At 62.3% G+C, this 26,045-nt stretch carries 24 protein-coding genes and 1 pseudogene; 10 read left to right on the top strand and 15 right to left on the bottom strand.

Features of this window, described 5'->3' with window-relative positions; all coding sequences use genetic code 11:
- Positions 1 to 28 precede the first annotated feature (28 nt).
- Positions 29 to 1,594 carry a tannase/feruloyl esterase family alpha/beta hydrolase gene (locus GRAN_RS09665; protein ID WP_161570916.1) on the bottom strand — a complete coding sequence of 522 codons (1,566 nt, stop codon included), beginning with the start codon at positions 1,592 to 1,594 and terminating at the stop codon, positions 29 to 31.
- A 47-nt stretch (positions 1,595 to 1,641) separates the two neighbouring features.
- Here GRAN_RS09665 and murQ point away from each other — a divergent pair, with 47 nt between their 5' ends.
- Genes murQ through GRAN_RS09650 form a run of 3 tightly spaced genes read left to right on the top strand, consistent with a single transcriptional unit; the run spans position 1,642 to position 3,365 of the window.
- Entirely contained in the window at positions 1,642 to 2,547 is a 906-nt protein-coding gene (gene murQ, locus GRAN_RS09660) for an N-acetylmuramic acid 6-phosphate etherase (RefSeq protein ID WP_128912670.1), read from the top strand.
- A gap of 11 nt (positions 2,548 to 2,558) precedes the next feature.
- A complete protein-coding gene (locus tag GRAN_RS09655) occupies positions 2,559 to 3,023 on the top strand; it encodes an NUDIX hydrolase (protein WP_128912669.1) in 465 nt (154 codons plus the stop codon).
- Positions 3,024 to 3,059: 36 nt separating this feature from the next.
- Complete coding sequence (locus GRAN_RS09650) at positions 3,060 to 3,365, top strand: ArsR/SmtB family transcription factor (protein WP_128912668.1); 306 nt, start codon at positions 3,060 to 3,062, stop codon at positions 3,363 to 3,365.
- A gap of 586 nt (positions 3,366 to 3,951) precedes the next feature.
- On the opposite strand, the gene GRAN_RS09645 is transcribed toward GRAN_RS09650, so the two are convergent.
- Positions 3,952 to 6,453 (bottom strand): ABC transporter permease, encoded by a 2,502-nt coding sequence (locus tag GRAN_RS09645; RefSeq protein ID WP_241654435.1) that lies wholly within the window; start codon positions 6,451 to 6,453, stop codon positions 3,952 to 3,954.
- Between the two features lie 94 nt (positions 6,454 to 6,547).
- Between GRAN_RS09645 and GRAN_RS09640 the strand changes: the two genes are divergently transcribed.
- Positions 6,548 to 7,297 carry an SDR family NAD(P)-dependent oxidoreductase gene (locus tag GRAN_RS09640; protein ID WP_128912667.1) on the top strand — a complete coding sequence of 250 codons (750 nt, stop codon included), beginning with the start codon at positions 6,548 to 6,550 and terminating at the stop codon, positions 7,295 to 7,297.
- Between the two features lie 60 nt (positions 7,298 to 7,357).
- Here GRAN_RS09640 and ruvB read toward each other — a convergent pair whose 3' ends face one another.
- Positions 7,358 to 8,380: a Holliday junction branch migration DNA helicase RuvB gene (gene ruvB, locus GRAN_RS09635; RefSeq protein ID WP_128912666.1), complete on the bottom strand. Its 1,023-nt coding sequence runs from the start codon at positions 8,378 to 8,380 to the stop codon at positions 7,358 to 7,360.
- A gap of 64 nt (positions 8,381 to 8,444) precedes the next feature.
- Positions 8,445 to 9,029 (bottom strand): ribosome recycling factor, encoded by a 585-nt coding sequence (gene frr / locus GRAN_RS09630; protein ID WP_128912665.1) that lies wholly within the window; start codon positions 9,027 to 9,029, stop codon positions 8,445 to 8,447.
- Between the two features lie 123 nt (positions 9,030 to 9,152).
- Here frr and GRAN_RS09625 point away from each other — a divergent pair, with 123 nt between their 5' ends.
- Together GRAN_RS09625 and GRAN_RS26985 are read left to right on the top strand one after the other, a co-directional pair.
- Positions 9,153 to 9,377 (top strand): type II toxin -antitoxin system TacA 1-like antitoxin, encoded by a 225-nt coding sequence (locus tag GRAN_RS09625; RefSeq protein WP_128912664.1) that lies wholly within the window; start codon positions 9,153 to 9,155, stop codon positions 9,375 to 9,377.
- Between the two features lie 28 nt (positions 9,378 to 9,405).
- Positions 9,406 to 9,669 (top strand): annotated as a pseudogene (locus GRAN_RS26985) (type II toxin-antitoxin system RelE/ParE family toxin); the annotation flags it as partial.
- Positions 9,670 to 9,734: 65 nt separating this feature from the next.
- On the opposite strand, the gene GRAN_RS09615 reads toward GRAN_RS26985, so the two are convergent.
- The 6 genes from GRAN_RS09615 to GRAN_RS09590 all read right to left on the bottom strand — a co-directional run bounded on the left by GRAN_RS09615 (position 9,735) and on the right by GRAN_RS09590 (position 15,527).
- On the bottom strand, positions 9,735 to 11,657 hold the full coding sequence (locus GRAN_RS09615; protein WP_128912663.1) for an alpha-L-arabinofuranosidase C-terminal domain-containing protein: 1,923 nt from the start codon (positions 11,655 to 11,657) through the stop codon (positions 9,735 to 9,737).
- 140 nt (positions 11,658 to 11,797) lie between these two features.
- The gene (locus GRAN_RS09610; RefSeq protein WP_128912662.1) at positions 11,798 to 12,061 is read right to left on the bottom strand and encodes a hypothetical protein; all 264 of its coding nucleotides are present in this window, start codon (positions 12,059 to 12,061) and stop codon (positions 11,798 to 11,800) included.
- On the bottom strand, positions 12,061 to 13,245 hold the full coding sequence (locus tag GRAN_RS09605) for an aminotransferase class I/II-fold pyridoxal phosphate-dependent enzyme (protein WP_128912661.1): 1,185 nt from the start codon (positions 13,243 to 13,245) through the stop codon (positions 12,061 to 12,063). The genes GRAN_RS09610 and GRAN_RS09605 overlap by 1 nt, the downstream gene beginning before the upstream one ends.
- Positions 13,246 to 13,289: 44 nt before the next feature.
- A complete protein-coding gene (locus tag GRAN_RS09600; RefSeq protein ID WP_161570915.1) occupies positions 13,290 to 14,144 on the bottom strand; it encodes a TIGR03435 family protein in 855 nt (284 codons plus the stop codon).
- A gap of 142 nt (positions 14,145 to 14,286) precedes the next feature.
- Entirely contained in the window at positions 14,287 to 15,207 is a 921-nt protein-coding gene (gene lipA, locus GRAN_RS09595) for a lipoyl synthase (protein WP_128913067.1), read from the bottom strand.
- Between the two features lie 11 nt (positions 15,208 to 15,218).
- Positions 15,219 to 15,527: a hypothetical protein gene (locus GRAN_RS09590; RefSeq protein WP_128912659.1), complete on the bottom strand. Its 309-nt coding sequence runs from the start codon at positions 15,525 to 15,527 to the stop codon at positions 15,219 to 15,221.
- A gap of 68 nt (positions 15,528 to 15,595) precedes the next feature.
- On the opposite strand from GRAN_RS09590, the gene GRAN_RS09585 reads away from it, so the two are divergent.
- Positions 15,596 to 17,167 carry a GH39 family glycosyl hydrolase gene (locus GRAN_RS09585; RefSeq protein WP_128912658.1) on the top strand — a complete coding sequence of 524 codons (1,572 nt, stop codon included), beginning with the start codon at positions 15,596 to 15,598 and terminating at the stop codon, positions 17,165 to 17,167.
- Here GRAN_RS09585 and GRAN_RS09580 read toward each other — a convergent pair.
- Genes GRAN_RS09580 through GRAN_RS09570 form a run of 3 tightly spaced genes read right to left on the bottom strand, consistent with a single transcriptional unit; the run spans position 17,164 to position 19,319 of the window.
- A complete protein-coding gene (locus GRAN_RS09580) occupies positions 17,164 to 18,426 on the bottom strand; it encodes a ComEC/Rec2 family competence protein (protein WP_128912657.1) in 1,263 nt (420 codons plus the stop codon). The genes GRAN_RS09585 and GRAN_RS09580 overlap by 4 nt on opposite strands.
- Positions 18,427 to 18,477: 51 nt before the next feature.
- A complete protein-coding gene (locus GRAN_RS09575) occupies positions 18,478 to 18,855 on the bottom strand; it encodes a hypothetical protein (RefSeq protein WP_128912656.1) in 378 nt (125 codons plus the stop codon).
- Positions 18,856 to 18,899: 44 nt separating this feature from the next.
- On the bottom strand, positions 18,900 to 19,319 hold the full coding sequence (locus GRAN_RS09570; RefSeq protein ID WP_241654434.1) for a c-type cytochrome: 420 nt from the start codon (positions 19,317 to 19,319) through the stop codon (positions 18,900 to 18,902).
- A 968-nt stretch (positions 19,320 to 20,287) separates the two neighbouring features.
- On the opposite strand from GRAN_RS09570, the gene GRAN_RS09565 reads away from it, so the two are divergent.
- A complete protein-coding gene (locus tag GRAN_RS09565) occupies positions 20,288 to 21,451 on the top strand; it encodes a response regulator (RefSeq protein ID WP_128912655.1) in 1,164 nt (387 codons plus the stop codon).
- A 68-nt stretch (positions 21,452 to 21,519) separates the two neighbouring features.
- Here GRAN_RS09565 and GRAN_RS09560 read toward each other — a convergent pair whose 3' ends face one another.
- Both GRAN_RS09560 and GRAN_RS09555 read right to left on the bottom strand, forming a co-directional pair.
- Positions 21,520 to 21,858 (bottom strand): histidine triad nucleotide-binding protein, encoded by a 339-nt coding sequence (locus tag GRAN_RS09560; protein WP_128912654.1) that lies wholly within the window; start codon positions 21,856 to 21,858, stop codon positions 21,520 to 21,522.
- Between the two features lie 8 nt (positions 21,859 to 21,866).
- On the bottom strand, positions 21,867 to 23,186 hold the full coding sequence (locus GRAN_RS09555; RefSeq protein ID WP_128912653.1) for a M48 family metallopeptidase: 1,320 nt from the start codon (positions 23,184 to 23,186) through the stop codon (positions 21,867 to 21,869).
- Positions 23,187 to 23,353: 167 nt separating this feature from the next.
- On the opposite strand from GRAN_RS09555, the gene GRAN_RS09550 reads away from it, so the two are divergent.
- Both GRAN_RS09550 and GRAN_RS09545 read left to right on the top strand, forming a co-directional pair.
- Entirely contained in the window at positions 23,354 to 24,154 is an 801-nt protein-coding gene (locus GRAN_RS09550) for an alpha/beta fold hydrolase (RefSeq protein WP_128912652.1), read from the top strand.
- A 143-nt stretch (positions 24,155 to 24,297) separates the two neighbouring features.
- Positions 24,298 to 26,031: a metallopeptidase TldD-related protein gene (locus GRAN_RS09545; protein ID WP_128912651.1), complete on the top strand. Its 1,734-nt coding sequence runs from the start codon at positions 24,298 to 24,300 to the stop codon at positions 26,029 to 26,031.
- Positions 26,032 to 26,045: the final 14 nt, after the last annotated feature.

Raw genomic sequence — 26,045 nt, 5'->3', positions numbered from 1 at the left:
CGCTCTTCGCCTTTCGTTTGCCTGACCGCTACTGAACTTTGCAGGCGAAGCTTGCCACGACGCTCGGGTCTCCCTTGCCGTCGTAGACGCCGCTGGCCGGGTAGGGGCAAAGAGGACGCGAGATGGACGCGGTTTTACCCGCGTACTTTGTCGCCACGATCGGTCCCGGAGCTGTTCCCTTCTCGACCCAGGCTTCGAGCGCGTCGAGCGCACCCGACCCGGCTCCATTCCCCGCTGGAAGCATCAACTGTCCGAAGGCGTTCGGGCCGACGCCGCCGGCGCAGTGCTCCATTCCGGGGACCATGTAGAGCCGCGCCGACGCGTCTTCTGTTTCCGCACCGATGGTCTCGCGCACGCTCTTCCAGTAGTTAACGGTGTTCCACGGGGAGATGGCTGCGTCGTTCCAGCCGTGGTAGAGAATCAGCTTGCCATGCGCGAGAAAGGGCTTGAGGTCCGGGTCGATCGCGTCCATCTCATGGCCGGTGGCTTCGCGGGCCATTGGCAGGGCGGTGGCGGGATCCGCGTCCAGCAGCGACCACCTGGTATCGCTCGTGACCATGTAGCGGAAGTAGTTTTCCGCGTAGTGCGGGCCGGAAGCGCCGTCCGGGCCGGGTCCGAGGACCCACGATGCCCAACCGGGATTCTCGCCACCGGGTACAAAGCCCGGGAACATCGGCTTGCCATCCTTGCCCACGCCTCCGCGATAGAGCTTCTTCAGTACGGCGACCTGCGGAGCGGTCAGACAGGTCAACGAGTCTTCGCCCTTGCAGAGCAGAACCTCGGGATCGAAGTGGCACTTGGCCGGCTCGCTCACGATGCCATCCTTTACGCCATCGAGGTTGTCGCAGGCGTCGAGCGCCGCCTTCGTGATCGCCGGAATCTTCATCGACGAGATGTACGCCGCCGGGTTGAGGAGCATCGTCTGGCCGGCATCGATGCCCGAGCTGAGCATCATGGTCCAGTTGTTCGCGGGGGCACCGGCGAGAATGCCGTCGAAGTCGTCCGGGAAGCGCTGCGCCTCCATGAGGGCCTCGCGGCCGCCATTCGAGCAGCCGTCGAAGTAGGAGTGGCCTGCGGGCTTGCCGTACATGGCGGCGACGATCTTCTTCGCCGCGACGGTCGTCAGGTGAAGGCCTCGATAGCCGTAGTCGACGACCTTCTCGCGATGCTTGTAGGCCCAGCTCGCGTCTTCCGCACCGGCTTCATGGCCGGTGTCGGTGCTCGCGGTGGCGTAGCCCTGCTTCAGCCCGGCGGCCATCTCGTCGTAGTTGATGGTCCCGGCGAACCCGCCGTTGCCGCCTATGAGGAGCCTCTGGCCCCAGGCGGCCACCGGCATCCACACCTCGAACTTGATGTTCGAGTCCGGCGTGGGCCGCAGTACGCCGGCGACGCGGCAGAAGGCCGGCAGGCCGGTGGCCGGAGTGCCGTAGGAGCTTCCGTACGGGAGCTTCACCGTGCCCGTCGTGATGACCTCGGCGACGTTGATCGTCATGCCGTCTTCGTGCAGCCCTTTCACCGCCGCGCAGTCGGCGAAGGCGGGGCGGACCATCCCAAAGGCAAACATCAGAACGAGGCAGAACGAGAGTCGGCGCATGGCGCAGAGTGTAGCATCCTGGCATCTCTCCCCTATCATCGAGAGGCATGCCAAATCTCGAAAAGCTCGCCACCCTCACGACCGAGTCCCGTAACCCCGCCTCCGAACACATCGACGAGCTGCCCACTCTCGCGCTGCTCACAGTCATCAACGACGAAGACGCGAAGGTCGCCGCAGCCGTCCAGGCTGAGCTGCCGGTCATCGCGCGGGCCGTCGACGCCATCGCCGAACGCTTCCTCAAGGGCGGGCGTCTCTTCTACATCGGAGCAGGGACCAGCGGGCGACTCGGCGTGCTCGACGCGAGCGAGTGCCCTCCGACATTTTCCGTACCCGCCGAGCTTGTGCAAGGGCTTATCGCCGGCGGAGATCGCGCCTTGCGTCTGTCATCCGAGCACTCCGAAGACTCGCCCGAAGAGGGCGCTGCCGATCTGGCCGCCGCAAGCTTTACCGCCGGAGATACGCTCGTGGGGGTTGCCGCCTCCGGACGTACCCCCTACGTGCTTGGCGCGCTCGCCCACGCGCGCGCGCTTGGAGCCCTCACCATTGCCCTGGCCTGCGTTGCCAACTCCGAACTCTCGGCCTCTGCAGACCTCACGATCGCTCCTGTTACCGGCCCCGAGGTCTTGACCGGGAGCACGCGTATGAAGGCCGGTACCGCGACGAAGCTCGTCCTCAACATGCTCTCGACGGGGGTCATGATCCGCACCGGAGCCGTCTACGGAAACCTGATGGTGAACGTGAAGCCGACGAACGCCAAGCTGGTCGACCGGGCCCAGCGCATCATCATGGCCGCCACCCACTGCGATCAGCCCACCGCCGCCTCCCTGCTCGAAGCCTCCGGCCAATCCGTCAAGACCGCCATTGTGATGCGGAAGCTTCAGCTCGACCGCCCGGCAGCCGAAGCCCGGCTATCCGGGGCCAACGGGATCCTCCGCGACGCTCTGCATTCCTAGAGGTCAAACCGATGCCAAAACGAAGTGCGGGCCTCCTCCTCTACCGCCGCACGCAGGGCTTCCCCGAGGTCCTGCTCGTGCATCCCGGCGGACCGTTCTGGGCGAAGAAGGATAAGGGCGCGTGGACAATCCCCAAGGGTGAGTACCCCGACGATGAGGCGCCTCTTGCCGCCGCCATCCGAGAGTTCACAGAAGAGACCGGCTTTCCCGTTCAGGAGCCCTTTTTACCTCTGGGGACTATCAAGCAGGCGGGCGGAAAACTCGTCTCGGCGTGGGCCTTCGAGGGCGACTGCGACCCAGCCAGGCTGGTCAGCAACACCTTCGCCATGGAATGGCCGCCGCGCTCCGGTCGCATGATCGAGACGCCCGAGGTCGACCGTGCGAGGTGGTTCTCGCTCGCCGAAGCAGCCGAGTCCATCCTGCCCAGTCAGTCGCCTCTGCTGGACAAACTCGCCCATTCCCTCCGGCAGTCCTGAGGCCAATCCGTAAACGCGAAGGCGCTATCATCAAACATGGCAACCCCGACCGCCACCGGCCCTACCCCCACCCTCACCGACGAGCAGTTCCGTCTTATCTCCCGCGCACTCGCCGACCCCACGCGCCACGAGATTCTCAACACCATCGGCCAGTGCCCCGGCTCGACCCCGTGCAGCACCATCCGGCCCGAGTTTCCGCTGAGCGCCGCGACGCTCTCGCACCACATGAAGGAGTTAGAAACGGCCGGCCTCGTCGATTCGCGCAAGGAAGGTAAGTTCGTCAGCTATACGCTCCGGCGGGATACGTTGCAGGCCTACATTCAGCGGCTGGCGCAAATCTAAGAGAATCGGCTTCCCTCAAGCGTACAGGTTGAGGCTTATCCCGGGGTCGCGGAGATATGAGTGCCTTATGAAGGTTTTCAGAGGTGGCCACCGCCGGACGCCGCGTTGATCGAACGCACGTTGGAGGATGATCTGTCTTCGAAACGAGACGAGATCGCTCTCGCGACCGAACAATCAAGCCCAGATCGAGAGTGATTCGGCAGACGAATCGTCAGCCGTTCTCTTTCGCTTACCGGGCTGCGCTGAAGAACCGGCGGGGGAACCCGTTCCACCTGTGTCCGTGCCCTGCCCGGAGGGCTCTCCGTCGTTCTGACCGACAGCGAGACTCCCGAAACTAAGTGACTCGCTGCCTGCGCCCGTGGCCGCCCGCAAGAGTTTCCTGCGCGCCTCAGCGGCTCTTTTTGCCTCCGCTGCCTTCATCGCAGCCTCGGCGGCATGGAGGCCAGAGACACTTAAATCGACAGGTATCCGATGGGCATGCATATTTCCCTCCTTGGAAAGATCATCCCTCGTCGTGCGTTGGTGCAATTCGAATGCCACGTCTAAGCCCAGTCCATGAGAGGTGCCAGCCCGGGATGCCTGGCCTTCACTCCGCCCGAAGCACTGTCTGCGGATCAACGCGGGACGCCCGCCGCGCGGGTAGCCAGCAGGCAGCCAACGCGACCAGGCAGAGGAAGATCGGCACGCTCACAAACGTCGCCGGATCGTTCGCACGCACCCCGTAGAGGACGCTCGTGAACAGACGTGACAGCGCGAGCGATGCCGGCACGCCGATCCCCACGGCGACCAGCGTGAGCAGCATGCCTTTGCGTACGAAGAGCCGCCGTACCGAGCTGATCTGCGCGCCGAGCGCCATACGAATGCCGATCTCCCGGGTTCTCTGGCTCACTGAATAGCTCATCGCGCCATACAGACCAACTGAGGCGAGCGTCAGGCCGATGAAGCCGAAGATGCCGAAGAGCATGGCTGCGAGGCGAGGCAGGAAGAGTGCGTCGCGAAGATGCTCCTGCATGGTCTGCACGTTGAAGACGGCGATCCCCGTGTCGAGCGCCCTTACCTGGTTTCGGACAATGCCAACAATCGCCGCGGGGTCAGCGGTCGAGCGCACCATGACGGTATAGCTCGACGCGGGATCCTTCAGCACGGCCTGCTCGAGCGAACGGAAGAGCACGGGGCGCGCCTGTTCACCGAGCGTACGGGACTTGATATCGCCCACGACCCCGATCACCTGGTACACCGCGTCCCCATCGACAACGTTCTGACCGATGGGGTTCTCGGTGCCGAAGATCTTCTTTACGAAGGTCTGGTTCACGAGGGCCACCTTCGGTCCCGTCGGCGACTCATTCGCGAGGTCCCTGCCCGAGATCCGTGGGATGCCGAGCGCCTCGAAGTAGCCTGGCGTCGCCATGTACATCTCGACACTCGGATCCTGGTCGGAGGGCTTCGATGCAAGCCCCTTTGGCTTCACCTGGGCATGAAAGCCGTCGCTGCGATTTCCGCCGTTGAGAGGCACGCTATCCGTGACAACAGCGGAGATGACGCCGGGTTGGGAGGCGATGTTTTCCCGGAGACGCATCAGGAACTGCACGGTACGCTCGACCGTGTACCCGTTGGCGCTCGGATCGACCTGCGCGCTCACGATGCCGTTCGAGCGGAAGCCGATGTCGATGTTTGCCGCCTGCTGCAGGCTGCGAAGGAAGATTCCGGTGGCGGTGAGGAGGACGAGGCACATCGCAATCTGGCCGACGATGAGCGCATCGCGTGTCGTGATCCTGCGTCCCGGCCGGGCGAGGATGTCTTCCCCTTTCAACGCGTTCGCGAGGCGCGGACGAAGCGCCGCCAGCGCTGGTGCGACGCCGAAGAGAATACCCGCTCCGACACTCAGAACGAAGACATAGGCCAGCACCTGCCAGTCGATGCTCAAGGTCAGGTTGAGGGGGACGGGTGCGGGAAAGTGGAATGCGGCGAGCCCGCGCGTGGCCCATGCCGAGAGAAGCGTCCCCACAAGGCCTCCGCCGAGCGCCAGAATCACGGACTCCATCACCATCTGGCGGATGATCCTCATCCTCGTCGCGCCCAGGGCAACACGGACAGCCATTTCGCGCTGACGGCTCGCGGCGCGCGCCAGCATCAGGTTGGCCACGTTGGCACAGGCGATCGCAAGAAGAAGAAGGACCACAACGGAGAGCGACGCGAGGAACGCGAGGACAGCCGCCTTATCCCGCTTGGGCAGCGATCCTGCGCGATCCGAGAGAAAGCCGTTCCCCTTATCGGTTGCGGGATACGCGATCGCAAGACGTTTCGCCAGCGTAGACAGCTCCGCGTCAGCCTGGGCGCTCGTGACACCCGGCTTCAGACGCGCCACGACCGCAAGCCAGTGCATATCGCGAGATGTGATGCCGGACAGATTTGGCACGAGCGAGGTTACATTTCCGAGCGGCACCCAGAACTCGGAATCGAGAATGAGGTCGACGCCTCGGAAGCCAGCGGGCGTCACCCCGACGACCGTGTACGGGTGTCCGGAGAGGTCGATGGACTTGCCGATGACGGACGGGTCGGAGGCGAATCGGCGCTGCCAGAGACGGTGGCTGAGGACGATCACCTGCTGGTTTTCTTCGCTGCCCAGAAAGCCTCGACCTGCCAGCATCGGAAGGCTGAGCACGTCGAAAAAGTTCGCGGAGGCAGCCTGACCCCACACTCGCTCCGGCTCTCCTGCTCCGCCGATGGAGGCCGGCACAAGTTCGTTGTACGCCGACACGCCGCTGAAGGACTTCACCTGGTCGCGCACATCCTCAAACGCCGGCAGCGGGAAGTTGTTGCAGCACTGATCGCCATCATGGAGGGTGTAGAGAGCCCGGAGAGTCGAAGGGTCTCCTACCGGAGCGGGACGAAGCACGAAGCGGCTGACCATCGAGAAGATCGTCGCGTTGGCCGCGATGCCAAGGCTGATCGACAGAATGACGGCGACGGCGAAACCGGGAGAACGGGCGAGCCGCCGGAAGGTGTACGAGAGGTCTTGCCGCAGGATGGACATGGGTTCGCTCCGAGCGGTGGGATACGGCGAGGCGGGCGCGATGGTTCCGTCCATGCCCAAAACTCCTGAATCCTTCGCGCCTTGTTGCAATCAATTAGATAGCTGTCGAAGCATTGAAATGATTGACTTCCACACAGGAGATAGAACCATGAGCAAGCTTACGAATCAGGTCGCGGTCGTCACGGGCGCTTCGAAAGGTATTGGTGCCGGAATCGCCATCGCGCTGGCGGCTGAAGGCGCGTCCGTCGTCGTCAACTACGCCTCCAGCAAGGCCGGCGCCGACAAGGTTGTCGACACCATTACTGCCGCGGGTGGCAAAGCCATCGCGGTGCAGGGCGACGTCTCCAAGCCGGCTGACATTGCCCGGCTCTTCGCCGAGACCAAGAAGGCGTACGGCAAGATCAACATTCTCGTGAACAACGCGGGCATTTATAACATGCTGCCGCTCGAACAGATCACGGAAGAGCATATTGACAGCATCTTCGCGGTCAACGTCCGCGGCCTTCTTCTCACGACCAAGGAAGCGCTGCCGCTCTTTGGACCCGAAGGCGGAAGCGTCATCAATATCGGCTCGGCGGTCAGCTCTCTTAACCCTCCGAACTCCAGCGTTTACACCGCCACCAAGGCTGCTGTCGACTCGATCACCAAGGTTCTGGCAAAAGAACTTGGCGCGCGCAAGATTCGCGTCAACGCGATCAACCCGGGGCTGATCGAGACCGAAGGCGTCACCACCGCGGGCTTCCACGAAGGCGACTTCCGCACATGGGTCGAGACCTCCTCACCACTGGGCCGCATCGGCCAGGTCAGCGACATCTCACCGACTGCCGTATATCTCGCTTCCACGGACTCAGCCTACGTGACCGGCGAATCGCTGCTCGTCTCGGGCGGCTTCCGCTAAGACGCAGCTTCTCCCGCACCCCGCCCATGACGCTATGGACGGGGTGTTCTTTTTTGATTGTCAGAAGAGCCGTCCCGTTCCTGGCATCTCGATTCCGAAGTGCTCGTACGCCAGGCGGGTCGCTACTCTCCCGCGCGGAGTGCGATCGAGGAAGCCGATCTGAATAAGGAAGGGCTCGTAGACCTCTTCGAGCGCCTCCTGCTCCTCGGCCAGCGCGGCGGCCAGAGTATTCAATCCGACCGGGCCGCCGTCGTACTTTTCGATGATCGTCCGCAGGAGACGCCGGTCCAGTTCGTCGAATCCATGGGCGTCGACTTCGAGCATGGAGAGCGCGGCCATCGCAACCTTCCGGTTGATCTCTCCGTTCGCTCGAACCTGGGCGTAGTCGCGCACGCGCCGCAGAAGGCGGTTCGCTATTCTCGGAGTTCCTCGCGACCGCATGGCGATCTCCGCCGCGCCGTCGTGATCGATCGGAACGCCAATCACCTCGGCCGATCTTTCGACGACGAAGCGCAGCTCATCTTCGGTGTAGAACTCCAGCCGCAGGAGAATGCCGAAGCGACTTCGAAGGGGTGAGCTTAGGAGGCCGGGACGAGTCGTCGCCGCGACGAAGGTGAACGGCTTGATCTCCATCACATGCGTTCGCGCCGAAGGGCCGGTGCCGATCATGATGTCGAGCGTGTAATCCTCGAGCGCCGTGTAGAGCTTCTCTTCGAGCACAGCCTGCAGACGGTGAATCTCGTCGAGGAAGAGAACCTGTCGCTCGCGCAGGTTGGTCAGGATCGCCGTCAGATCCCCCTGAATCTGCAAGGCGGGTCCGCTGGTCTGCTGGTAGCCGACGCCAAGCTCGTTGGCGATGATGGTCGCGAGCGTTGTCTTGCCAAGCCCGGGAGGGCCAAAGAGGAGCACGTGATCGAGCGCCTCGCCGCGATTCTTCGCCGCCTCGAGCGCGATCGCAAGCTGCTCCTTCGCCTTCTCCTGACCGATAAACTCCATCAGCCGGGTAGGCCGAAGCTTCAGCTCGAACGCCGCATCATCCTCACCGCGCCGAGCCGAAACCAGCCGATCGCCGTCGTCACTCATCGTCGAACCCCAAAAGGCGATGGTAAGGCGAAACCCACCCCGAAGCAAACCACCCAAAAACCGATCAGACCGTCAGGACTTCCTTCTCTTTCGCCTTGAACATATCCTCGAGCACCTTGATCTGGGCGTCGGTTAACTGCTGAATCTCCTCGTTCGCCCGCTTCTCGTCGTCGGCCGAGATCAGCTTGTCTTTCATGGCCTTCTTCACGGCCTCATTGCCATCACGCCTGATGTTGCGCATCGACGTCTTGTGCCCTTCGAGCACACCGGCGAGATGCTTGACCGCCTCCTTGCGCCGCTCCTCGGTCATGGGCGGAATGGGCACACGGATGACGCGTCCATCGTGCATCGGGTTGAAGCCCTGCCCGCTGGTTCGAATGGCCTTTTCGATCGCCCCCACAAGCGACTGCTCCCACGGCTGAACCAGGATCAACTGTGCCTCCGGCGTCGTCACCTGCGCGACCTGCGAGATCTGCGTATCCGTCCCGTAGTAATCGACCTTCACCTGGTCGAGCATGTGCACGCTCGCGCGGCCCGTGCGCGTCGAGACCAGGTTGCCCCGGAAGTCCTCGATCGTCTTTTCCATCCGAGCCTTAAGCTGCTGCTGCAAATCCTTCAACGCCACAATACTTGCCATCGCCGATGCCATAGAGGTTCTCCGTAAAACGCCGTTCTTATCTTAGAGGAAGATGCCCCGTTGCGGCACTCCGCCGAACCGCCAGGCTGGCTGGATTCGATTGACAAGGCATACAAGGCCTTCTAGCCTTGGCCCATGGAGATCCACCTGACGCCGGAGATCGAAGCGCGCATCACGCGTATCGCCGAATTTCGAGGGACCACGGCGGAGCAATTTGTGTTGGACGCCGTGCTCACCGCCGCGGAAGAGGATCAACGGGTACTCGAAGGGGTTCAGCGCGGCCTTACCCAGTCGGCGCGGGGTGAGTTCATCGAACAGGACGAGATGGATCGCCGCTTTCAGAAGATGATGCATTCCTGACGTGCGACTTCGGTGAACACCTGAGGCCGCAGAGAATCTCGAAGCCATTCATCTCTATCTTGCAGAGCACCTTTCCTCCGTTGCCGACGAGACTGTCGATAGGCTTTATCGGGCGATTCTGAGTCTGCAGGAGTTTCCTTATCGTGGCCGTCTCGGACGACTTCCCGGAACACGGGAGTGCGTGATTCACGGCCTTCCGTATCTCGTTCTCTATCAGATCGCGGGCGAAACCATCGAAGTCCTTTACATCGATCACGGCGCTCAGGAGCCGCGATCACAGAAGCCGCAGTAGGTGCGTTCTTGAAAAGAAAGGATCGCCACGCGAGACGGACGCGGCGATCCCTATTGCAACGTTATCTACTTCGTCTGCAGTTCCAAGACATGAATCGAGTAGGCCGGCAGCGTGTAGGTGAACTTCTCCCCAGCCTTCTTGAACTCCGTCTCGACTGGCACGATCTTCGTTGGCTCCCACAACGTGTTTGTCTCGCCAAGCGTCTTCCCGCTGAGCGTGATCAGCTTTGCCGTCGACGCGACTTTGCCTGCACCGGTCAGGTTGATGGTCATCGTCTGCGGCTCCGAGCTTCCATTGACGAGCTTCAGATGAATCACGCCGGTCTGCGAACTCCGCGTGGCCGAGTAGTGGAAACGGGTGGGAGCGCCCTCCGCCGTTCCCGCCAGGATCTCATCGCCCAGATACTCGTTGAACAGCACCTGCGCGTAATAGCTCGGAGATCCATAGCTCGAGAGTGAGTCGTACCCGATCAGGTCGCTCTCCCACTGCATTCCGCCCGCGTTTACGTTCACCAGAAGCGGAGCGTACGAGGCCATCACGATCAGGTCGCTGTTCCGCTCCATCGACGTCATGAACGCGGCATCGCCAAGCGCGGCGCCCATGTTCGGTGTCGGTCCGCCCTCACGGGTGGCCCACTCGCCGACGAAGATTTTCGGGCCGGTGCGGTCCATCGTGTCGTAGTGCTTGTCCATCGCGTAGAACTCTTCGGCGGTCTTATAGTAATGGTCGTCGATGACGTCCGGCTTGATACCCTTCACGGTCGTCGTCGCGATGATCTGCAGGTCGGGATACTTGGCCTTGATGGCCTTGTAGTACTGAGCGTACCGGCCGTCGTAGCTTCCAGACTTGTCGAACCAGTCCTCGTTCCCCACCTCGACATAGCTCAGGTGAAACGGCTCGGGATGCCCGTCCTTGGCGCGTTGCGCTCCCCACTTGGTGCTTGTGCTTCCCGTCACGTACTCGATCTCTTCAAGCGCGTCCTGCACGTAGGGGTCGAGGTCCGGGCCGGGGTTCACGTGCTCCTGCATCATCGAATAGCCGCCGTAGACCGCGAGCAGAGGCTGCATGTGCAGGTCCTCGCACCACAGGAGAAACTCGAGCAGGCCCATGCCGTCGGTCGAGTGGTAACGCCAGGGGCTGGGGTGGGTCGGCCGGTCGACCAGAGGTCCGATCGTCTTCTTCCACTCGAAGCGCTCGTTGATGTGGTCGCCTTCGAGATAGTTGCCGCCCGGGAAACGCAGGAACCGCGGGTTCATCGCGGCCAGCTTCTCCGAGAGGTCGATACGGTTTCCGTTCACGCGATCCTTGTAGGTCGGGGGAAAGAGCGAGACGAGGCTGAACCAGACCTTGCCCGGGTTCTCGACCGAGAGAATCAGCTGGTTCTGCTGCGAGGCAGGTGCGGTGCCTGAGACCAGCTCAAACTGGTACTCCTTCCACTCGGTCGTCAGCGGCGTCGAGACGCCCTCCGTCGTGATCTCCTGGCCGGAGTTGTTGTTGATCAGGCGTATCCGCACCGGGCCGACGGAAGTTGAATCCGCTTTCGCCCAGAACGAGCCCTTGTAGCGCTCCTTTGGCCGAATCGGGATTCCCCAATACCCATTGTTGACGACTCCGGCCCAATCCTTCGCCGACGCCTTCGTCACGGTCAGCGCGAGGCTGCGAGTCAGCGCGGCGCTCGGGCCCTCCTTGTGGTCTATCTCCATCGAGGCTTCCGCCGCTCCATTGGGATGAAGGAACCACCGCGTCACGCCGAAGCGGTCCATGAACACGCGGTTGCTCACCAGTTCCCCATAGAGGCCGCCGTCGTAGGAGTAGTTGATCTCCTCGGTCATGAGGCCGTAGAGCTTCGGGCTGACCTTCGCCTTCACGGTCTTCGTATCGATCGTCAGCGTGGCCGGCTCCTGCGCCACCGCATACCGAACCGCAGGAACCGCGGCCACAACCGCCAGCGTGCAGAAGCAAATTCTTTTCAAGCCAACACGGAACATGGATCTCAACCTCAACCTTGAAATGCAGAACTCTGGAATTTGGGTAAACGTATTCCGGAGACATCATACAGATCGAAGGCCGCATCGCAACAGGCTGCCTCTTCTTTTCTCTTCGTGCCCGGCGCAAAGCCAGATGGCTGCTACTCTGCCCCAGAATCGATCGGTCCTGCGCCAAGCCCGCGCCCCGTTTTCTTCTTCTTCGACGGGTACACCTTCGCGGCAACCGGAGGCGCAAGCACCTCCTCGACGCGCTCCGCCATCGCGCTCCAGAACTTGATGTCCGCCGGTCGAGCCGAAGGAACGCTCTGCCGCATCGCGCAGTACCAGCGCGCCCACTCGAGTTCCTTCGCGCCCTTGTTCTTGAGCGCCGCCTCCACCCGCACGACCTCCGATGGAGCCGCCACTAGGCCCTGCCTCGCGCACGCAGACGATTGCAGGCATCCGCCAGGTCCGCGTCTTTCTTGGCGAAACAGAACCGCAGCAGGTCTTCGCCGCCACCCGGCCGGAAGAACGCCGAACCCGCAACCGAGGCCACTCCTATTTCCCGTAGCAGCGTCCTTGCCTTCTGGGCAGCGGTTGCGCCTTCCACCTGGGAAGCATCGGCCAGGATGTAATAGGCTCCCTGCGGCACGTGCGGTGTTAGACCCGCAGCCATCAGCGCATCGAGAAGCATCGCCCGCTTCCCCACGTGCTCCGTCGCCAGTCCTTCGTAGAACGAGAGCGGCAACTGCTCCACACCGTCCGCCACGCCGTGCTGGAAGGGAGACGGCGCGCAGACATAGGTCAGATCATGGAAGTATCCGATCGATCCAAGCCACTTCGCGTCGGCGATCAGGTACCCGACCCTCCATCCCGTGACGGAAAACGTCTTCGAAAACCCCGACATCAGGATCGTCCGCTCGCGCATAGCCGGGAGCGATGCAGGGCTCACATGCCTGGCCCCTCCATAGAGAAAGTGCTCGTAGATCTCGTCGGTAAACACGAAGAGCCCGAACTCCTCCGCGAGCGCTCCAAGCCCTTCGAGTTCTGCGCGGGTAAATACCTTTCCGGCTGGGTTTGACGGCGTATTCACCACCACCGCACGCGTCCTCGGGGTGATCACGTTCCTCACCGCGGCAAGGTCCAGATGCCAATCCGGCCCGCTCAGGCCCACCGCCACCGGAACCGCGCGAACCGCCTTGATGGTGCTCAGGTGGTAGCCATAAAACGGCTCAAAGACGATAACCTCATCGCCGGGGTTCAGCAGAGCCATGCATGCGGCCTGAAAGCCTCCGGTGACGCCGCTGGTGATGAGCACTTCGCGATCAGGATCGACCTCGATCCCGTGCGTCCGCGCCACCTGCCCCGCGATCGCCGTTCGCAACCGGGCGATCCCATCGAGCCGTGTGTAGATATTGAAGCCATCGCGAATCGCCCGCTGCGCCCCTTCCGCGACGACCTCCGGCACCTCGGTATCGCAGACACCCTGCGCGAGGTTCACCCCATTCACCGCGTCGCAGGCCACACTCATTGCGCGGATCTCCGACTGCAGGACCCTCGGAGCCAACTCACTCAACTTCAACTGCTCTGCAATCGTCGCTTCACTCATCCGACACCTCTGCGCAAAAGAACGCCAGCCAGCCCACCCAGATTCTAATTGTCCGCAGGCTGCTGATCCATGGAGTCTACGAGGAGAACGGCCAACGATGCCTTCCGGCGCTCCAGCTTGAGTCCGAGCTGATCTTTGAGCGACTCCTGAAGGTATGTTTCCCGGTTGTTCTCATCGCGGGGCTCCACTGCAGAATCGGCTCCCCACTCTACAACGAGGTCGAACGTCCCGGTCAAGCCTGTCTGATCCACAATGGGACGGCCAAACCCGCCCATCTCGCCCAGATGAGCGCCAAGGAGCGCAAGCGGCACCCCTCGGCCACCGAGACGAACACGGCTCGCCGCGCCCGGTACCCCGACACTCACCAGTCCACCGCAGACCGCGGGAACCTCAGGTGTCGACCCGTTTCCTGATTCCTGACCCACCGGGGCGACGTTGGAACATTTATCGTCCGCCGCAGGATGAGGGTGGAGTTTCGGGCCGAGTGCTCCCGGCTTGACCAGGACCAGCGCGAGGACCGGTAGTTCCCGTGTTTCCGTATGAACGCGCAGCTTGAAGCGATCGGCAAGCAGAGATTGCACCATCAGACGCATCTGGTTCTTCGTTGGGTTCGGTAGATCCGATTTGGCCTGAATGTCGAAACGTTCCGTGCCTATCCACTTAGGCGCATTGCTTTCAAGGATCTCGACCTGTCCGTCTGTCAGCTTGTAGGCGAAGCGGATGTAGTCCAGCAGGCTGATGTTCTTTGTGAGGAATCGCCCGCCGGTGTCGGCGTACCTGTCGCCAAAACCGAGCGTGAAGTTCACTTCGGGTGAGTCGTCCGACCTGTTGGGCTTGACGGTAGCAACCTCGAAGGAAAGCTTCTTTCCCGCGGCGGTCTGCCAATCAGGCATTTCCATAGAGGAAGGCGTGGCCAATCCTAGCTGCGCCATCGATAGCGGGCTGTCTGCATTTGCGAAGGATGCAAGCGCGAAGGCGGCCAGCGACAAGCTCCAAAATGAATTAGATCGACGCAGCCAGCGAAGACCCATCCGACCACCCCTATTTCAGCCCGGTCGATTGCGCCTGCTCATGGGCGTGGTAGCTGCTCCGCACGAGCGGCCCGGACTCCACGTGCCGGAACCCCATTCCGAGCGCCTCGTGCTTCAGAAATGCGAACTCCTCCGGCGTGTAGTAGCGCGACATCGGCAGGTGATCCCGCGACGGCCTCAGATATTGCCCGACCGTCAGGATATCCACCTTTCGGTCCGCCAGGTCGCGAAAAACCGCAAGCAGCTCGTGCATCTCCTCGCCCATGCCGACGATGATGCCCGTCTTCGTGACGATGGTGTTGCCCTTCTCCGCCGCGATGGCCTTCGCATTCGCCAGGAAGCCGAGGGAGCGCTCGTACCGGCCGCCGCTCTTCGCGACGCGATACAGCCGGGGAACTGTCTCGATATTGTGGTTCAGAATCTCAGGCCGGGCATTCACGACGAGCCGAAGAGCCTCATCGACACCCTGAAAATCAGGTGTCAGCACCTCGACCTGGCACTCCGGGGCCTGCTTGCGAATCTCCTCGATCACGCTGACAAACGCCCGCGCCGCGCCGATGTTGTCGTCGTCGCGGTTCACGCTCGTGATTACTGCGTGCGCAATCCCCAACTGCGCGACCGCATACGCCACGCGTCGCGGTTCGTCATGATCAATCGGCTCCGGACGCCCCTTCGGCACCGCGCAAAAGCCACACCGCCGCGTGCAGAGGTTGCCAAGCATCATGAACGTGGCGGTCTTGTGGTTCCAGCACTCGCCGATGTTGGGGCACTGCGCGCTCTCGCACACCGTATGCAGGTTCAGCTCACGCGCCAGCTTCTTCAGGTTGTGGAACGTCTCTCCCATCGGCGCTCGCGCCTTCAGCCACTCCGGCTTTTTTGCCGGCTTACGCGGGGAGAGATCGATCTGAACGAGTTCGGCGACGGGTGTCATCTGCTGCAATTCTATCTCTTCGCCTGCCGTGCCCGCTCCGCTACGTCGAACGTCTCGATGTGGTCCAGGATCGCCTCGTCGATCGTTGAAAACGACCCGGACCGTTTGAAGGGCGATTCCTCCAGCAGAAGTTCCAGGTACTGGGTCTCCAGCTCCTGCACACGGTCATCCGACACGGGAGACTTGTAAAAGTCCGCGCTCTGCACGCAGAACATCCCGGTCCCAAGATCCTCGAAGCAGCGGTACCGCACCAGAAGATGCGATCCGCTCCGCTTCCAGACATCGAAAGCCCTGTACATATCGGTCATCTTCGACTTCATCGTTCCGTCCCCACAGTCTCCCCGCAATCCAGGTCCTGTCGCTAAGATAATCCCACCACACCAAACCCATGGCCCCGCTCCGCGTCTTCCTCGCCGCCGTCCTTGTCTTCCACGGCATTCTTCATGGCCAAACGCGCCAGATCAGCGCGGATGCGGCTCACCCTGCCGGCGCGCATTCCGGCGTACCTCTCTTCTGCGTCGGGGCGGGTCGTGCCTCCGAGGCGCTCTACCCGGAATGGCAGGCCCAACTCGCCACCCTCCAGCGCGAGATCGGCTTCCACTACCTCCGCTTCCATGGAATCCTCAGCGACGAGATGGGCCTCTATAAGGAAGACCCCAACGGCAACCCCGTCTACGACTTCACCAAGGTCGACAAGGTCTACGACATCCTGCTCGCGCGGCACATCAAGCCCTTCGTCGAACTCACCTTCATGCCCAAGGCGCTAGCCAGCGGGACCCACACCATCTTCTGGTACTCCGCCAACGTTACACCGCCGAAGGACATGCAGAAGTGGCAGGCATTGATCCGCGAACTCACGAAACACTGGATCGCCCGCTACGGTCTACCAGAGGTGCAGAGCTGGTACTTCGAGGTGTGGAACGAGCCCGACTACCCGTCGTTCTTCTTCGGAACCATACAGCAGTACTTCGACCTCTATCGCGCCACCGCGACCACGCTTAAGGAAGTCTGCCCCGCCTGCCGCGTCGGCGGCCCGGCGACCTCCAACCCGAGCGACACGCGCTTCCTCACCTTCCTCAACGCGTCTCATACGCCGATCGATTTCTACTCCACCCACACCTACGGCGTTCTCAAACTCGGCACCGACGCCCAGGGCCGTATCGGCTCCGCGCTCGACCCTTCACCCGACTCCGTCACCCGCCACCTGCGCGCCCTGCGTGAGCAGATCGATCGCTCGGCCAACCCGCAGCTTCCCATCCACCTCACCGAGTGGAGCTCCTCCTACCTGCCCGACGACTTCTTCCACGATCAGTACGGCTCCGCGTCCTTCATCCTCGACCACGTCCGCCGCGGCTCCGCCTACACGGCCTCAATGTCCTACTGGATCTTCACCGACATCTTTGAAGAGCGCGGGCCGCAGACCAAACCCTTCTATGGCGGCTTTGGCCTCTTCAACCTCGAAGGCATTCGCAAGCCGAGCTTTTTCGCCTACAAGTACCTCGCGCAGCTTGGCCCAACCGACCTCGCCACGACCGATCCGGCTAACCAGTCCTGGATCACCATCACCCCAGGTGCGGAACAGCCGTCGGTGCAGGCCCTCTTCTGGGACTACACTCCCATCTCCCCACCCAGCGGCCAGATCGACCAGACCTTCTACAAAAAGGAGATTCCCGCCCCGCCCGTCGCGCCCATCGATCTCACCCTCGAACATCTGGCATCCGGCCTGTACACCGTCACCGTCTACCGGACGGGCTTGGACCACAACGATCCATTCACGGCTTATCTCCGCATGGGTTCCCCGGCTACCCTCACCCCCTCGCAGCGGGACGAACTGCAGACCAAAGCGGCCGGCGCTCCCATCGAGACCCGCGCCATCACGATCAAGGACGGAACCTTCCACCAGCAGTTCCCGATGAACCAGAACGATGTCTACTTCGTCACCCTGACGCCCGCCCGTTAGCTCTGGAATGGTCCCCACTTGCTCAGCAGACTTCCGTTTTCCACCGTGTCATCGAGAACGAGCACCTCGTAGTTCTTCCCGCCGGGATGCACACGAACCACGATATGGCCATGCTGGCTCAGCATCTTGTCGGACAGCCGGGCATCCGCGAGACTTGCGGCCGACACGATTCCGGTCGCGAACACGTCGCGTGGCCCCTCCGACAACACCGGGCTATAGAGTTCGTTCAGGACTGACAACGCCGGGTGCGAAGCATGCCAGGTCTGAATAATCGAGATGCGCGGATGCATATGCCGAATGAACTCCGGCCCGGTTGCGTCGTAGTATCCGTGGTGGTCGAGGGCGCAGACGTTCACCGGCCCCGCAACCTTGGCGACCGCCGTCTCCACGTCCATCCATGGGCTCGCACCGAAGTTCGTATCGCTCGTGAGATCTCCGCCGATGTAGTAGCGGAAGTCCCCATACTCCATCCGTAGCGCGCAGGAGCAGGCATTCTCAGTAGGAAACTCGGACGGCTTCAGCGTAGCGAGCGGAGGAAACATGCCTACGCTGTCGCTTCCATGCCCCGTCCAGACCTTGCCATTCGCAGCGAGAGCCCGGATCGCGACCGACGGGTACTCCGAGGGAGCGTGAGTCAGACGAATCTGGTCCTGAGAGCCGACATCGATCTGCTCAACGATGGTTCCGCGGGCGGAAATCGACCGGCCGAACTTCATATAGTTCAGCATCGAGTCTGCGGTCGAGGGCGCGGGATAGCTGTAGTTCGGAGATCCACGGTCGATCAACCGGCGAATCGGGATCAACTCCGCGACGTCGGAGACGCCAGTAAGGCGATAGTCCCCCGACCTTGCCATCGGGGAGTCGGTCGTAACGTCGCCCATGTGGTCCCCATGAAAGTGAGTCAGGACGAAGTAGTCGAGTTCCTGCCTTGGGGCAGTGCGGAGGTGATGAAGCGCATACCGCCCGATCCACTCACCGGGCCGCCTGGAGTCGTTCGGCCTTGCCGGTCCCAGGGCCTCGGTCGATCCACCGACGGCGCCGGCGTCGATCATCATCGAGGTTCCGTCAGGCAGGATCGCCAGGACCGAATTGCCCCGGCCCGTCGCGATATGGTGAAGATCCAGAGTTCCCTTGCTCCAAGGTTCCATCGGACCCGCTGACTCCCCGGCAACCGCGCCCGCGAGGGCCCGCCTGTTCTGCACCAGAAGCAGACTTGCTGCCGCCCCCAGGACAAACTGCCTTCGATCGACTCCACGCATCGTGCTGTCCCTCTCGTTCTCGTTCGCATCCGTTGGGCACAAGCCGCGACCTCAGATCCGCATGCGCTCCCGCACCTCGGTCCGGCTCAGGTACAGGAAAAAGCATAGATTCAGCAGGGACATCACCCAGAACCCGGGTTGCTTCATGGTCGTCGCCATAAAGCCGTAGCCGAATGACAGCAGAAGCGTCCCGGCGAGTACCATCGCCCAACCCCATCGCTTCAAACGCAGCAGACCAAACACGCCAATGACGATCATGGTGCAAACCGGCAGCACGACATACCGCGCGTGCCCCACGTACACCCCGTTGATCGCCCCAAAGACGCCCACGGTCGCGACCACGAGCATCCACATGGCAATGCCCGCCACCCCTGGCAGCATCCCCTTCTGCTCGTCCGCGACAATCCGTTCACCCTTCAAAAAAGCCATAACCTGCCTTCTATTCCCTACTCTCTGAACCGTACTCCCTGCCTTTACAACGTATGCAGATAGGCCAGCAGATCATCCCGATCCGCCGAATCGACCGAGTCTCCAAGAGCCGGCATCAGGTTGTGCCCATTCACAATCGTATTCGTCACCCGTTCGTCATTTGCAGGAGCGCCGCTCGGCAGCGCCGGCTTCTTGAAGACGCCAAGCAGGGCCGGCCCATGCAGCGGCTCGTTTACGCGATCGTTGTGGCATTGCGAACAGTGCGCTTGAAATACGCCGTGCCCGCGTGCCTGCTGGGCGTTCAGGGCGGACAGCGGAGTCGGCGGCGCAGCCTGTTTGCACCCTGCGAGCATCCCGGCAAAGAGCGTAACAAAACCGGAGACAACTCCAGCAAAAGCCAAATTTCTCCACCCACGTCTCATGAGGACATTCTCGCAGGCTCGCAGCGTGACTGCCAGCGGCATCTGAGGTCTCCATTTTTCTGGAGGTGGCCTGGGAATCCCCTTCAATATTCAGTGGCCTCCGAGAGAAGGCGATGAGAAATGGCGGATAATTCGTCATTTCGCGATGGCCCTGCAATTGCTCTAGAGAGCATGTACCGCGCTGTCGATCAGGACGACCCAACATCGTCTCCTCCGCGCGACACGATTCAGGCCCGGACAAACGCACCCAATGATGGTGCCGTTGCCAGCCAGGATTTCCGCCTCTCCCCAGAGGCTCTTCAGGAGGCCGTGACAGGCCATTGCGGTTCTTCCCTCTCCCGGTAGACGGGAGGGGGAACGCCCCCAAACGAAGCCCCATCTCCAAAATGAAATCAGCCCTTGCGCGATTCGCCGTATGGCGTTATGATCAGGTTGCCTTGTGAAACGGCTGTGGGTGCCGATCACGCTGCGTCTGTCCAGCCTCTGCAATGACCCGTTCAGCCGAATCCCGATCGCTCGTTCGATCCCGTTCCGCGAAGCCGGCCTGGCATGGCTGCTGAAACGCATCGTGCTCCAACGTGTTAACCCTTTGATTCGAGTGAACAGACCAGCTTGATTCGGTCTTCGTACTACAAAGCAAGGATGACGTACCCCCCATTGCCAGGACATCGCGCCAGAGCTCGATTCCGATCCGTTGCTGGCGACAGGGGGCCGGCTAAGCCGGAGCGTGCGAAACAGCGGGACGTTGCGCCGTTCGCCACACGGTCAAGTCAATACCCAGGCCGAATCCCAATGAGATTCAGCCGATACCAAATGCCTCTCTGAGTAAACTTGAGACCGTTTCGTTTGACGTTGCACCCCCGGTTTGACTACGACGCTCCCGCTTCCGGCAGGAGCGTGGCGGTCGACCTCTGTCGCCTTGCCTCATTCTCCGTCTCCCATGCGCGCTGTCGTCCTGACAGGGCGTCTGAAACCGTTCCCTCACAACGAAAGCTCCAGGAAGTGGAAGCATGACTTCAGATCAGAACAGCCCCGACGTTGCACCAAGCGTTCAGGGAGCACCACCGCCCATGTCGCAGCAGGATTCGCTCTTCGAAGGATCTTCCAGCAACTCCCACGGCATGGGCCAGTCGAAATCCAGCCGCCGCCGCCGCCGCAAGCGCAAATCCAAGAGCGAAGGCGATCACGGCGAGCAGGCCGCTTCGACCGGCGGCGAGCAGGCAAACTCCACGGGTGAGCCCGTAGCGATCCAGGCCGCGAGCGCCCCGCGTACCGAGAACGCTCCCCGGCAGAACTTTCAGGCCAACGCCGGCCAGCAGCAGAACAACAACGGCGGTGCCGCGTCCACCGGCAAGCGCTGGAAGAAGAAGTTCCGCGATCGCCAGAGGTCCGGCGGAAGCTTCGAGAACAATGGCGGCAGCCAGAACGCCGGAAGCAGCAATCAGAACGGCCACAGCAACGGCGGTGGCTTCCGCTCGGCCGATACGCACCAGTTCGGGAATAACGCCGGCGCAAGCTCCAAGCGCAAGGGCGGCTTCAGCAACGGCGGCGGAGGCAAGCAACAGCGCGGCCCCCGCAGCTTCGTCGGCCCGATGGACCATAGCTACCGCGTCGTCAATGGCAACTTCGCCGACGCGCCCCCCTCGACCATCGAGAGCCACGCGAATGGCAACTACCAGGGCCGCAGCCACAGTCCGCGCCAGAGCTACCAGTCCGACTCGCAGCCCATCGACTACTCGCAGGGCCGTGCCATTCCCATCGCCGAAGACGCGCCGACGAAGATCGTCTTCTTCATCGAAGACCTCTTCTTCCTCGCGAAGATCTCCGAGACCGCCCGAAAGCTCGGCGTCAAGGTCGCCTTCATGAAGAACGAGAAGGAAGCCATCGCGACCCTCACGAGCGCCGAGGAAGCAGACCGCCCCGGCCTCATCGTCTTCGACCTCAACAACGCCAACGCGAAGCCTCTCACCCTGATCCCCAAACTCAAGGCGAAGCTCAAGAAGTCGACCAGCATCATCGGCTTCCTCTCGCACCTCCAGGGCGACCTGAAGGCCAAGGCTGTCGAAGCCGGATGCGACACGGTCATGCCCCGCTCGGCCTTCTCGCAGAACCTGCCTAACCTCCTCCGCCGCTACGGCATCGTCGAAGAGGAAGAAGCAAACTTCAACATGTAATCCGCTTCAAACGAAGAAATGGCCCGGCGACGCTCATCGCCGGGCCATTCTGTTTTGCGCAAAGGGCTTTACCCCGGAGGCCACCCCATGTGCCGTCCTCCGAGCACATGGACATGCAGATGCCCTACCGTCTGACCGCCGTCGTCGCCTGTATTCACGACAAGCCGATAGCCGCCGCTCAACCCCTGGCCCTTGGCCACGACGGCAGCCGCAGCCATCAGCTTCCCAAGCAGAGGCCCATGCGACGCCTCCGCATGTGCCGTCGATTGCAAGTGCTCCTTCGGGATCACAAGCACATGCACCGGAGCCTGCGGATGGATATCCGCGAACGCCATGCAGTCCGCATCGTCATACAACCGCGTCACCGGGATCTCGCCCGAAACCATCTTGCAGAACAAGCAACTCATCGCGCCTCCTACTTCTTGAAGAACTGCGGGCTCTGCCCCGCCACCCACGGGTTGTAGTCCCGGGCAAAGGCCGCGCGGCTCGAGATATCGGGATGGGTGTAGGTCCAGAACACCACGAACGGACTCGGATGCGGGTCAGCCAGAGACGTTTCGCCAAGCAGTTGAAACGCTGCCTGCCCCACACCCTGCGGGTCGGCGACGATCCCATGGATCGCCTCCAGCCCGTACACATCGGCCTCGTGCTCCTCCATCCGGCTGTCCGCGTTGATCAGAGGCTCCGTCACAAAACTGAGCACCGACAGCACAAGAACCATGACCACCAGCGCTCCCCAATCGTTCTGCGTCGGAACCCTCCAAGCCCGTCCATACCGCGCAATCAGCCAACCCACGGCACGGAAGCCGAGGTAAAACATCAACAGAAGCACGACGCCAATAAACGCGAGCATCTTGGGAATGTGGTTCAGCACATAATGCCCCATCTCATGCCCGAAGATGAACGAGATCTCATCCGGCGTGCCCTTCGCGATCGACGTATCCCACACTACGACTCTCTTCGAGGCGCCGAAGCCCGTCACGTACGCGTTCAGCCCCGTAACCTTCTCGCTCGCCTTCATCAGGTACATGCGCTCCGGTGGGATCGAGACGCCACCGCGCTTGACCACCTGCTCCAGCCGCGCTACAAGAGCGGGATTCGAGGCCTGCAGGGGCTCAAACTTGTTGAACAGCGGATCGATGATCAACGGTGAAGCGAAGATTCCCGCTACCACCGCCCCCATCGCAACTCCCCAGAACGCAAGCCACCAGCCTTTGGGGTATTTCCGCACGGTAAAGAACAGTGCCATCACCAGCAGAAGTCCGATCCCCCACGTCAACGCAAAGCTCTTTGCCTGATCCCAGAACCAAGTCCCCCAGCCCTGCACCGACTGCCCATAGGCCACGGCCAGATGATGCCCAAAGAGCTCCAGCGGCAGATTCAGCAGGCTCGTCACGATCAGCAGTTCCAGAACGAAAATCGCGCCCTGCCCCCAGCGCTTCTTCGTTAGATTCACGGCGACATTGCGCATCCGGTACGCGATCCCGAAGCTCAGGACCAGCAGAAGCTGCAAGATCCCCCAACCGGTCTCGACAAACCCAAGTGCAGTCCGGGTCCGTCTGTACGCCACCGCCTTCTTCATCGTCTCCGGAGGAAGCGTATAGGCGTCCCCCGTCTTCCGTGCCTCGACCGTCGCCGGCTCCTGGCCACCTGCCCCACTCTGCGCCGAGATCCCAAGTGGCGCACACAGCATCAGGCAACCAAGCAAACTCAACAGCAAAAAGCGCAAACGCATTCCTCGCATCCTCTCGAAACCAGTCTTCGCCAGTGTATTCCCGTGCGATGCCCGATCAAAAAGACCCCCTCGGCTTTGCTCTCGTGCAACAAACATCGAGTACCCTGACGAAACTCGCACCCCTCTCGCATCCCATTGCCTGATAGCACCTGAAAGGTCCATCCCTTATGCTGCCAGTACGAACCAGCGGCGCGGGTTCTCCCGCCCTCGTCATGATGCACTTCCTCGGCGGCTCGGCGCGCGAGTGGGACGAAGTCTCCGCCATCCTCTGCACGCGTTTCCAGTGCATCGCTGTCGACCTTCCCGGGTTCGGAGCCGCCGCCGGGATCCCCGGCTACTCCGTCGAGCACATGGCCGATGCCGTCGCCGACGTGCTCGGCCATCTTAGGCTCGAACGCTACATTCTGATTGGCCACAGCATGTCCGGCAAGGTCGCCGCCGTGCTCGCCCGCCGTCTGGCAGACCATGCGCTCCATGCTGATCACCAGCTCAAGGGCCTCGACGCCCTCGTCCTCGTCGCTCCATCTCCCCCGAGCCCGGAGCCGATAGCCGGCGAAAAGCGAGCCGCGATGATCGAGAACCTCGGCGAAGTCCGCGGCGACCACGCCGACGAGTACAGGCGCGCCCAAACCTACGTCACCAAGAATGAAACCCGCGACATCCCTCCTGAGGTCCTCGCCCGCGCAACCGAGGAAGTCCTGCGCATGAACCGCGCCGCCTGGGTCGCATGGCTGGAACACGGAAGCCGTGAAGACTGGTCCGAGCGCATCGGCGTTCTCGATATCCGCACCCTTATCATCGCCGGCGAAAAGGATACCTCTCTCGGTGTTGAGATCCAGCAGCGCCAGGTCGTCCCGCATTTCTCAAACGCCCGCCTGATCACCGTCCCCGGCTCCGGTCACCTCATTCCCATGGAAAAGCCCGAAGAGCTCGCGGCGACCATCAAAGAATTCTCCGAAAGCCTCTAGTGGGGGTGCCGCACATCTCGCTTCTGAGATGTGGGGGCACCCATGCCCTCGCAAACTTCCCCGCCGCCCCGCCCGTCTATCCCCGGAGAGCGCCATCCGCTACACTCGCCTTCAGCCCCACCGCGCTCTCAGGAATTTTCTACATGCCCAAGCACCACCCCGCCGCAACCCTCCTCATCACCACCGCCCTCCTTCTCCCGTCAGCCCACGCTGCTGAACCCGCCGCGAAAAAGTCGCTCCCCGATACCGCCCTCATGACCTCGCTCGAGGCCGAACTCACCCGCGCGATGTCTTCCCTCGGCAGCGAAGACCCCAGCAAGTCGCCCAAGCCCTACTTCCTTTCCTACGCCGTAGCCGACGCCGCCAGCCTCACCATGTCCGCCCAGTACGGAGCCCTCACCGCCTCCAACCAGTCCCACACCCGCGTCGCGGACGTCCAGGTGCGCATCGGCGCTCCCGCGCTCGACAACACCCACGGCGACCACCGCACCTCGGCCCTCACCACCATTCCGCTTCCCCTCGCCGACGACCCCGCCGCCCTCTCCCGCTCTCTCTGGTTCGCCACCAACCGTGGCTACGGCCGCGCCCTCGACTCCTTCCTCAAGGTCAAAACCGAGCAGCAGGTCCGCGCCAAAGAAGAGGACGTCTCCGCCGACTTCAGCGCCGAGCCAGCCAAGTCCGACCTTCTCGCTCCTGCCCCTCCCCTTACCGTCGATCGCGCCGCGTGGGAGACACGCATCCGCGACCTCTCCGCCCTCTTCAAGCAGTTCCCCGACATCTTCTTCAATAACGTCAACCTCCAGGCCTCCAGCGAAACCGACTACTTCGTCTCCTCGGAAGGCACAAAGGTCAGCACGCCGAACCACGTCGCGCGCCTCGTCGTCGTGGCCCGCACCCGCGCCGCCGACGGCATGGACCTCTTCCGCGTCGAGACCTTCGAGGCCGACGAGACCGGCCATCTTCCCGACCAGAAGACGCTTACCGAGAAAACCCTCGCGATGGCTAAGAACCTCGTCGCCCTTCGCAACGCTCCCATCACCGAGCCCTACAACGGCCCCGCCATCCTCTCCGGACGCGCTTCCGCCGTCTTCTTCCACGAGGTTCTCGGCCACCGCCTCGAAGGCCAGCGGCAACGCGGCGACGAGGAAGGCCAGACGTTCACGCGCCTTCTCAACAAGCCCATCCTCCCCACCTTCCTCTCCGTCGCCGATGACCCAACCCTGAGCACCTTTGAGGGCCACCCCCTCTCCGGTCACTACGCCTACGACGACGAGGGCCAACCCGCCCGACGAGTCGACCTCATCAAGGATGGCGTCCTCGAAACCTTCCTCATGTCGCGCCTTCCCATAGCCAGCTTCTCCACCTCGAACGGCCACGGCCGGGCCGAGACCGGCCGCATGCCCACCGGCCGCCAGGGAAACCTCATCGTCACCAGTTCCAAATCGGTCACGGATAAAGAGCTTCGCGCGATGCTCGTCGCCGAAGCCAGGAAGCAGAACAAGCCCTACGGCCTCTACTTCGAAGACATCTCCTCCGGCTTCGCGGTCACTACCCGCCGCTCCCCTCAGGCCTTCCAGGTGATCCCGCTGGTCGTCTACCGCATCTACGTCGATGGCCGCCCTGACGAGCTGGTCCGCGGAGTGTCCATTGTCGGCACCCCGCAGGCCGCTCTGAACCGCATCCTTGCCACGAACGATCACCAGGACATCTTCAACGGCATCTGCGGAGCCGAATCGGGCTCCATCCCTGTCTCGGCAGTAGCTCCCGCCATGCTCGTCAGCGAGATCGAAACCCAGCGCCAGTCCCAGGGAACCGCACGTCCACCCATCCTGCCCCCACCCGACCTGACCGCCACGAACGAAAAGGCGGCTCACTGATGCGAGAGTTCAGG

It is taken from the genome of Granulicella sibirica, from assembly GCF_004115155.1.
Classification (GTDB): Bacteria; Acidobacteriota; Terriglobia; order Terriglobales; family Acidobacteriaceae; genus Edaphobacter; species Edaphobacter sibiricus.
Note: the sequence above shows the minus strand (reverse complement) of the source record. Positions and strands in the feature narration are given on the sequence as shown.

Bases quoted from the DNA above. Each gene is read 5' to 3' on its own strand.
- murQ (WP_128912670.1), top strand. From the start codon at position 1,642: ATGCCAAATCTCGAAAAGCTCGCCACCCTCACGACCGAGTCCCGTAAC.
- GRAN_RS09555 (WP_128912653.1), bottom strand. From the start codon at position 23,186: ATGCGTTTGCGCTTTTTGCTGTTGAGTTTGCTTGGTTGCCTGATGCTG.
- GRAN_RS09605 (WP_128912661.1), bottom strand. From the start codon at position 13,245: ATGAGTGAAGCGACGATTGCAGAGCAGTTGAAGTTGAGTGAGTTGGCT.
- GRAN_RS09640 (WP_128912667.1), top strand. From the start codon at position 6,548: ATGAGCAAGCTTACGAATCAGGTCGCGGTCGTCACGGGCGCTTCGAAA.
- GRAN_RS09655 (WP_128912669.1), top strand. From the start codon at position 2,559: ATGCCAAAACGAAGTGCGGGCCTCCTCCTCTACCGCCGCACGCAGGGC.
- ruvB (WP_128912666.1), bottom strand. From the start codon at position 8,380: ATGAGTGACGACGGCGATCGGCTGGTTTCGGCTCGGCGCGGTGAGGAT.
- GRAN_RS09570 (WP_241654434.1), bottom strand. From the start codon at position 19,319: ATGCCGCTGGCAGTCACGCTGCGAGCCTGCGAGAATGTCCTCATGAGA.
- frr (WP_128912665.1), bottom strand. From the start codon at position 9,029: ATGGCATCGGCGATGGCAAGTATTGTGGCGTTGAAGGATTTGCAGCAG.
- GRAN_RS09600 (WP_161570915.1), bottom strand. From the start codon at position 14,144: ATGGAAATGCCTGATTGGCAGACCGCCGCGGGAAAGAAGCTTTCCTTC.
- GRAN_RS09625 (WP_128912664.1), top strand. From the start codon at position 9,153: ATGGAGATCCACCTGACGCCGGAGATCGAAGCGCGCATCACGCGTATC.
- GRAN_RS09565 (WP_128912655.1), top strand. From the start codon at position 20,288: ATGACTTCAGATCAGAACAGCCCCGACGTTGCACCAAGCGTTCAGGGA.
- GRAN_RS09560 (WP_128912654.1), bottom strand. From the start codon at position 21,858: ATGAGTTGCTTGTTCTGCAAGATGGTTTCGGGCGAGATCCCGGTGACG.
- GRAN_RS09575 (WP_128912656.1), bottom strand. From the start codon at position 18,855: ATGGCTTTTTTGAAGGGTGAACGGATTGTCGCGGACGAGCAGAAGGGG.
- GRAN_RS09585 (WP_128912658.1), top strand. From the start codon at position 15,596: ATGGCCCCGCTCCGCGTCTTCCTCGCCGCCGTCCTTGTCTTCCACGGC.
- GRAN_RS09590 (WP_128912659.1), bottom strand. From the start codon at position 15,527: ATGAAGTCGAAGATGACCGATATGTACAGGGCTTTCGATGTCTGGAAG.
- lipA (WP_128913067.1), bottom strand. From the start codon at position 15,207: ATGACACCCGTCGCCGAACTCGTTCAGATCGATCTCTCCCCGCGTAAG.
- GRAN_RS09615 (WP_128912663.1), bottom strand. From the start codon at position 11,657: ATGTTCCGTGTTGGCTTGAAAAGAATTTGCTTCTGCACGCTGGCGGTT.
- GRAN_RS09580 (WP_128912657.1), bottom strand. From the start codon at position 18,426: ATGCGTGGAGTCGATCGAAGGCAGTTTGTCCTGGGGGCGGCAGCAAGT.
- GRAN_RS09645 (WP_241654435.1), bottom strand. From the start codon at position 6,453: ATGGACGGAACCATCGCGCCCGCCTCGCCGTATCCCACCGCTCGGAGC.
- GRAN_RS09550 (WP_128912652.1), top strand. From the start codon at position 23,354: ATGCTGCCAGTACGAACCAGCGGCGCGGGTTCTCCCGCCCTCGTCATG.
- GRAN_RS09545 (WP_128912651.1), top strand. From the start codon at position 24,298: ATGCCCAAGCACCACCCCGCCGCAACCCTCCTCATCACCACCGCCCTC.
- GRAN_RS09650 (WP_128912668.1), top strand. From the start codon at position 3,060: ATGGCAACCCCGACCGCCACCGGCCCTACCCCCACCCTCACCGACGAG.
- GRAN_RS09665 (WP_161570916.1), bottom strand. From the start codon at position 1,594: ATGCGCCGACTCTCGTTCTGCCTCGTTCTGATGTTTGCCTTTGGGATG.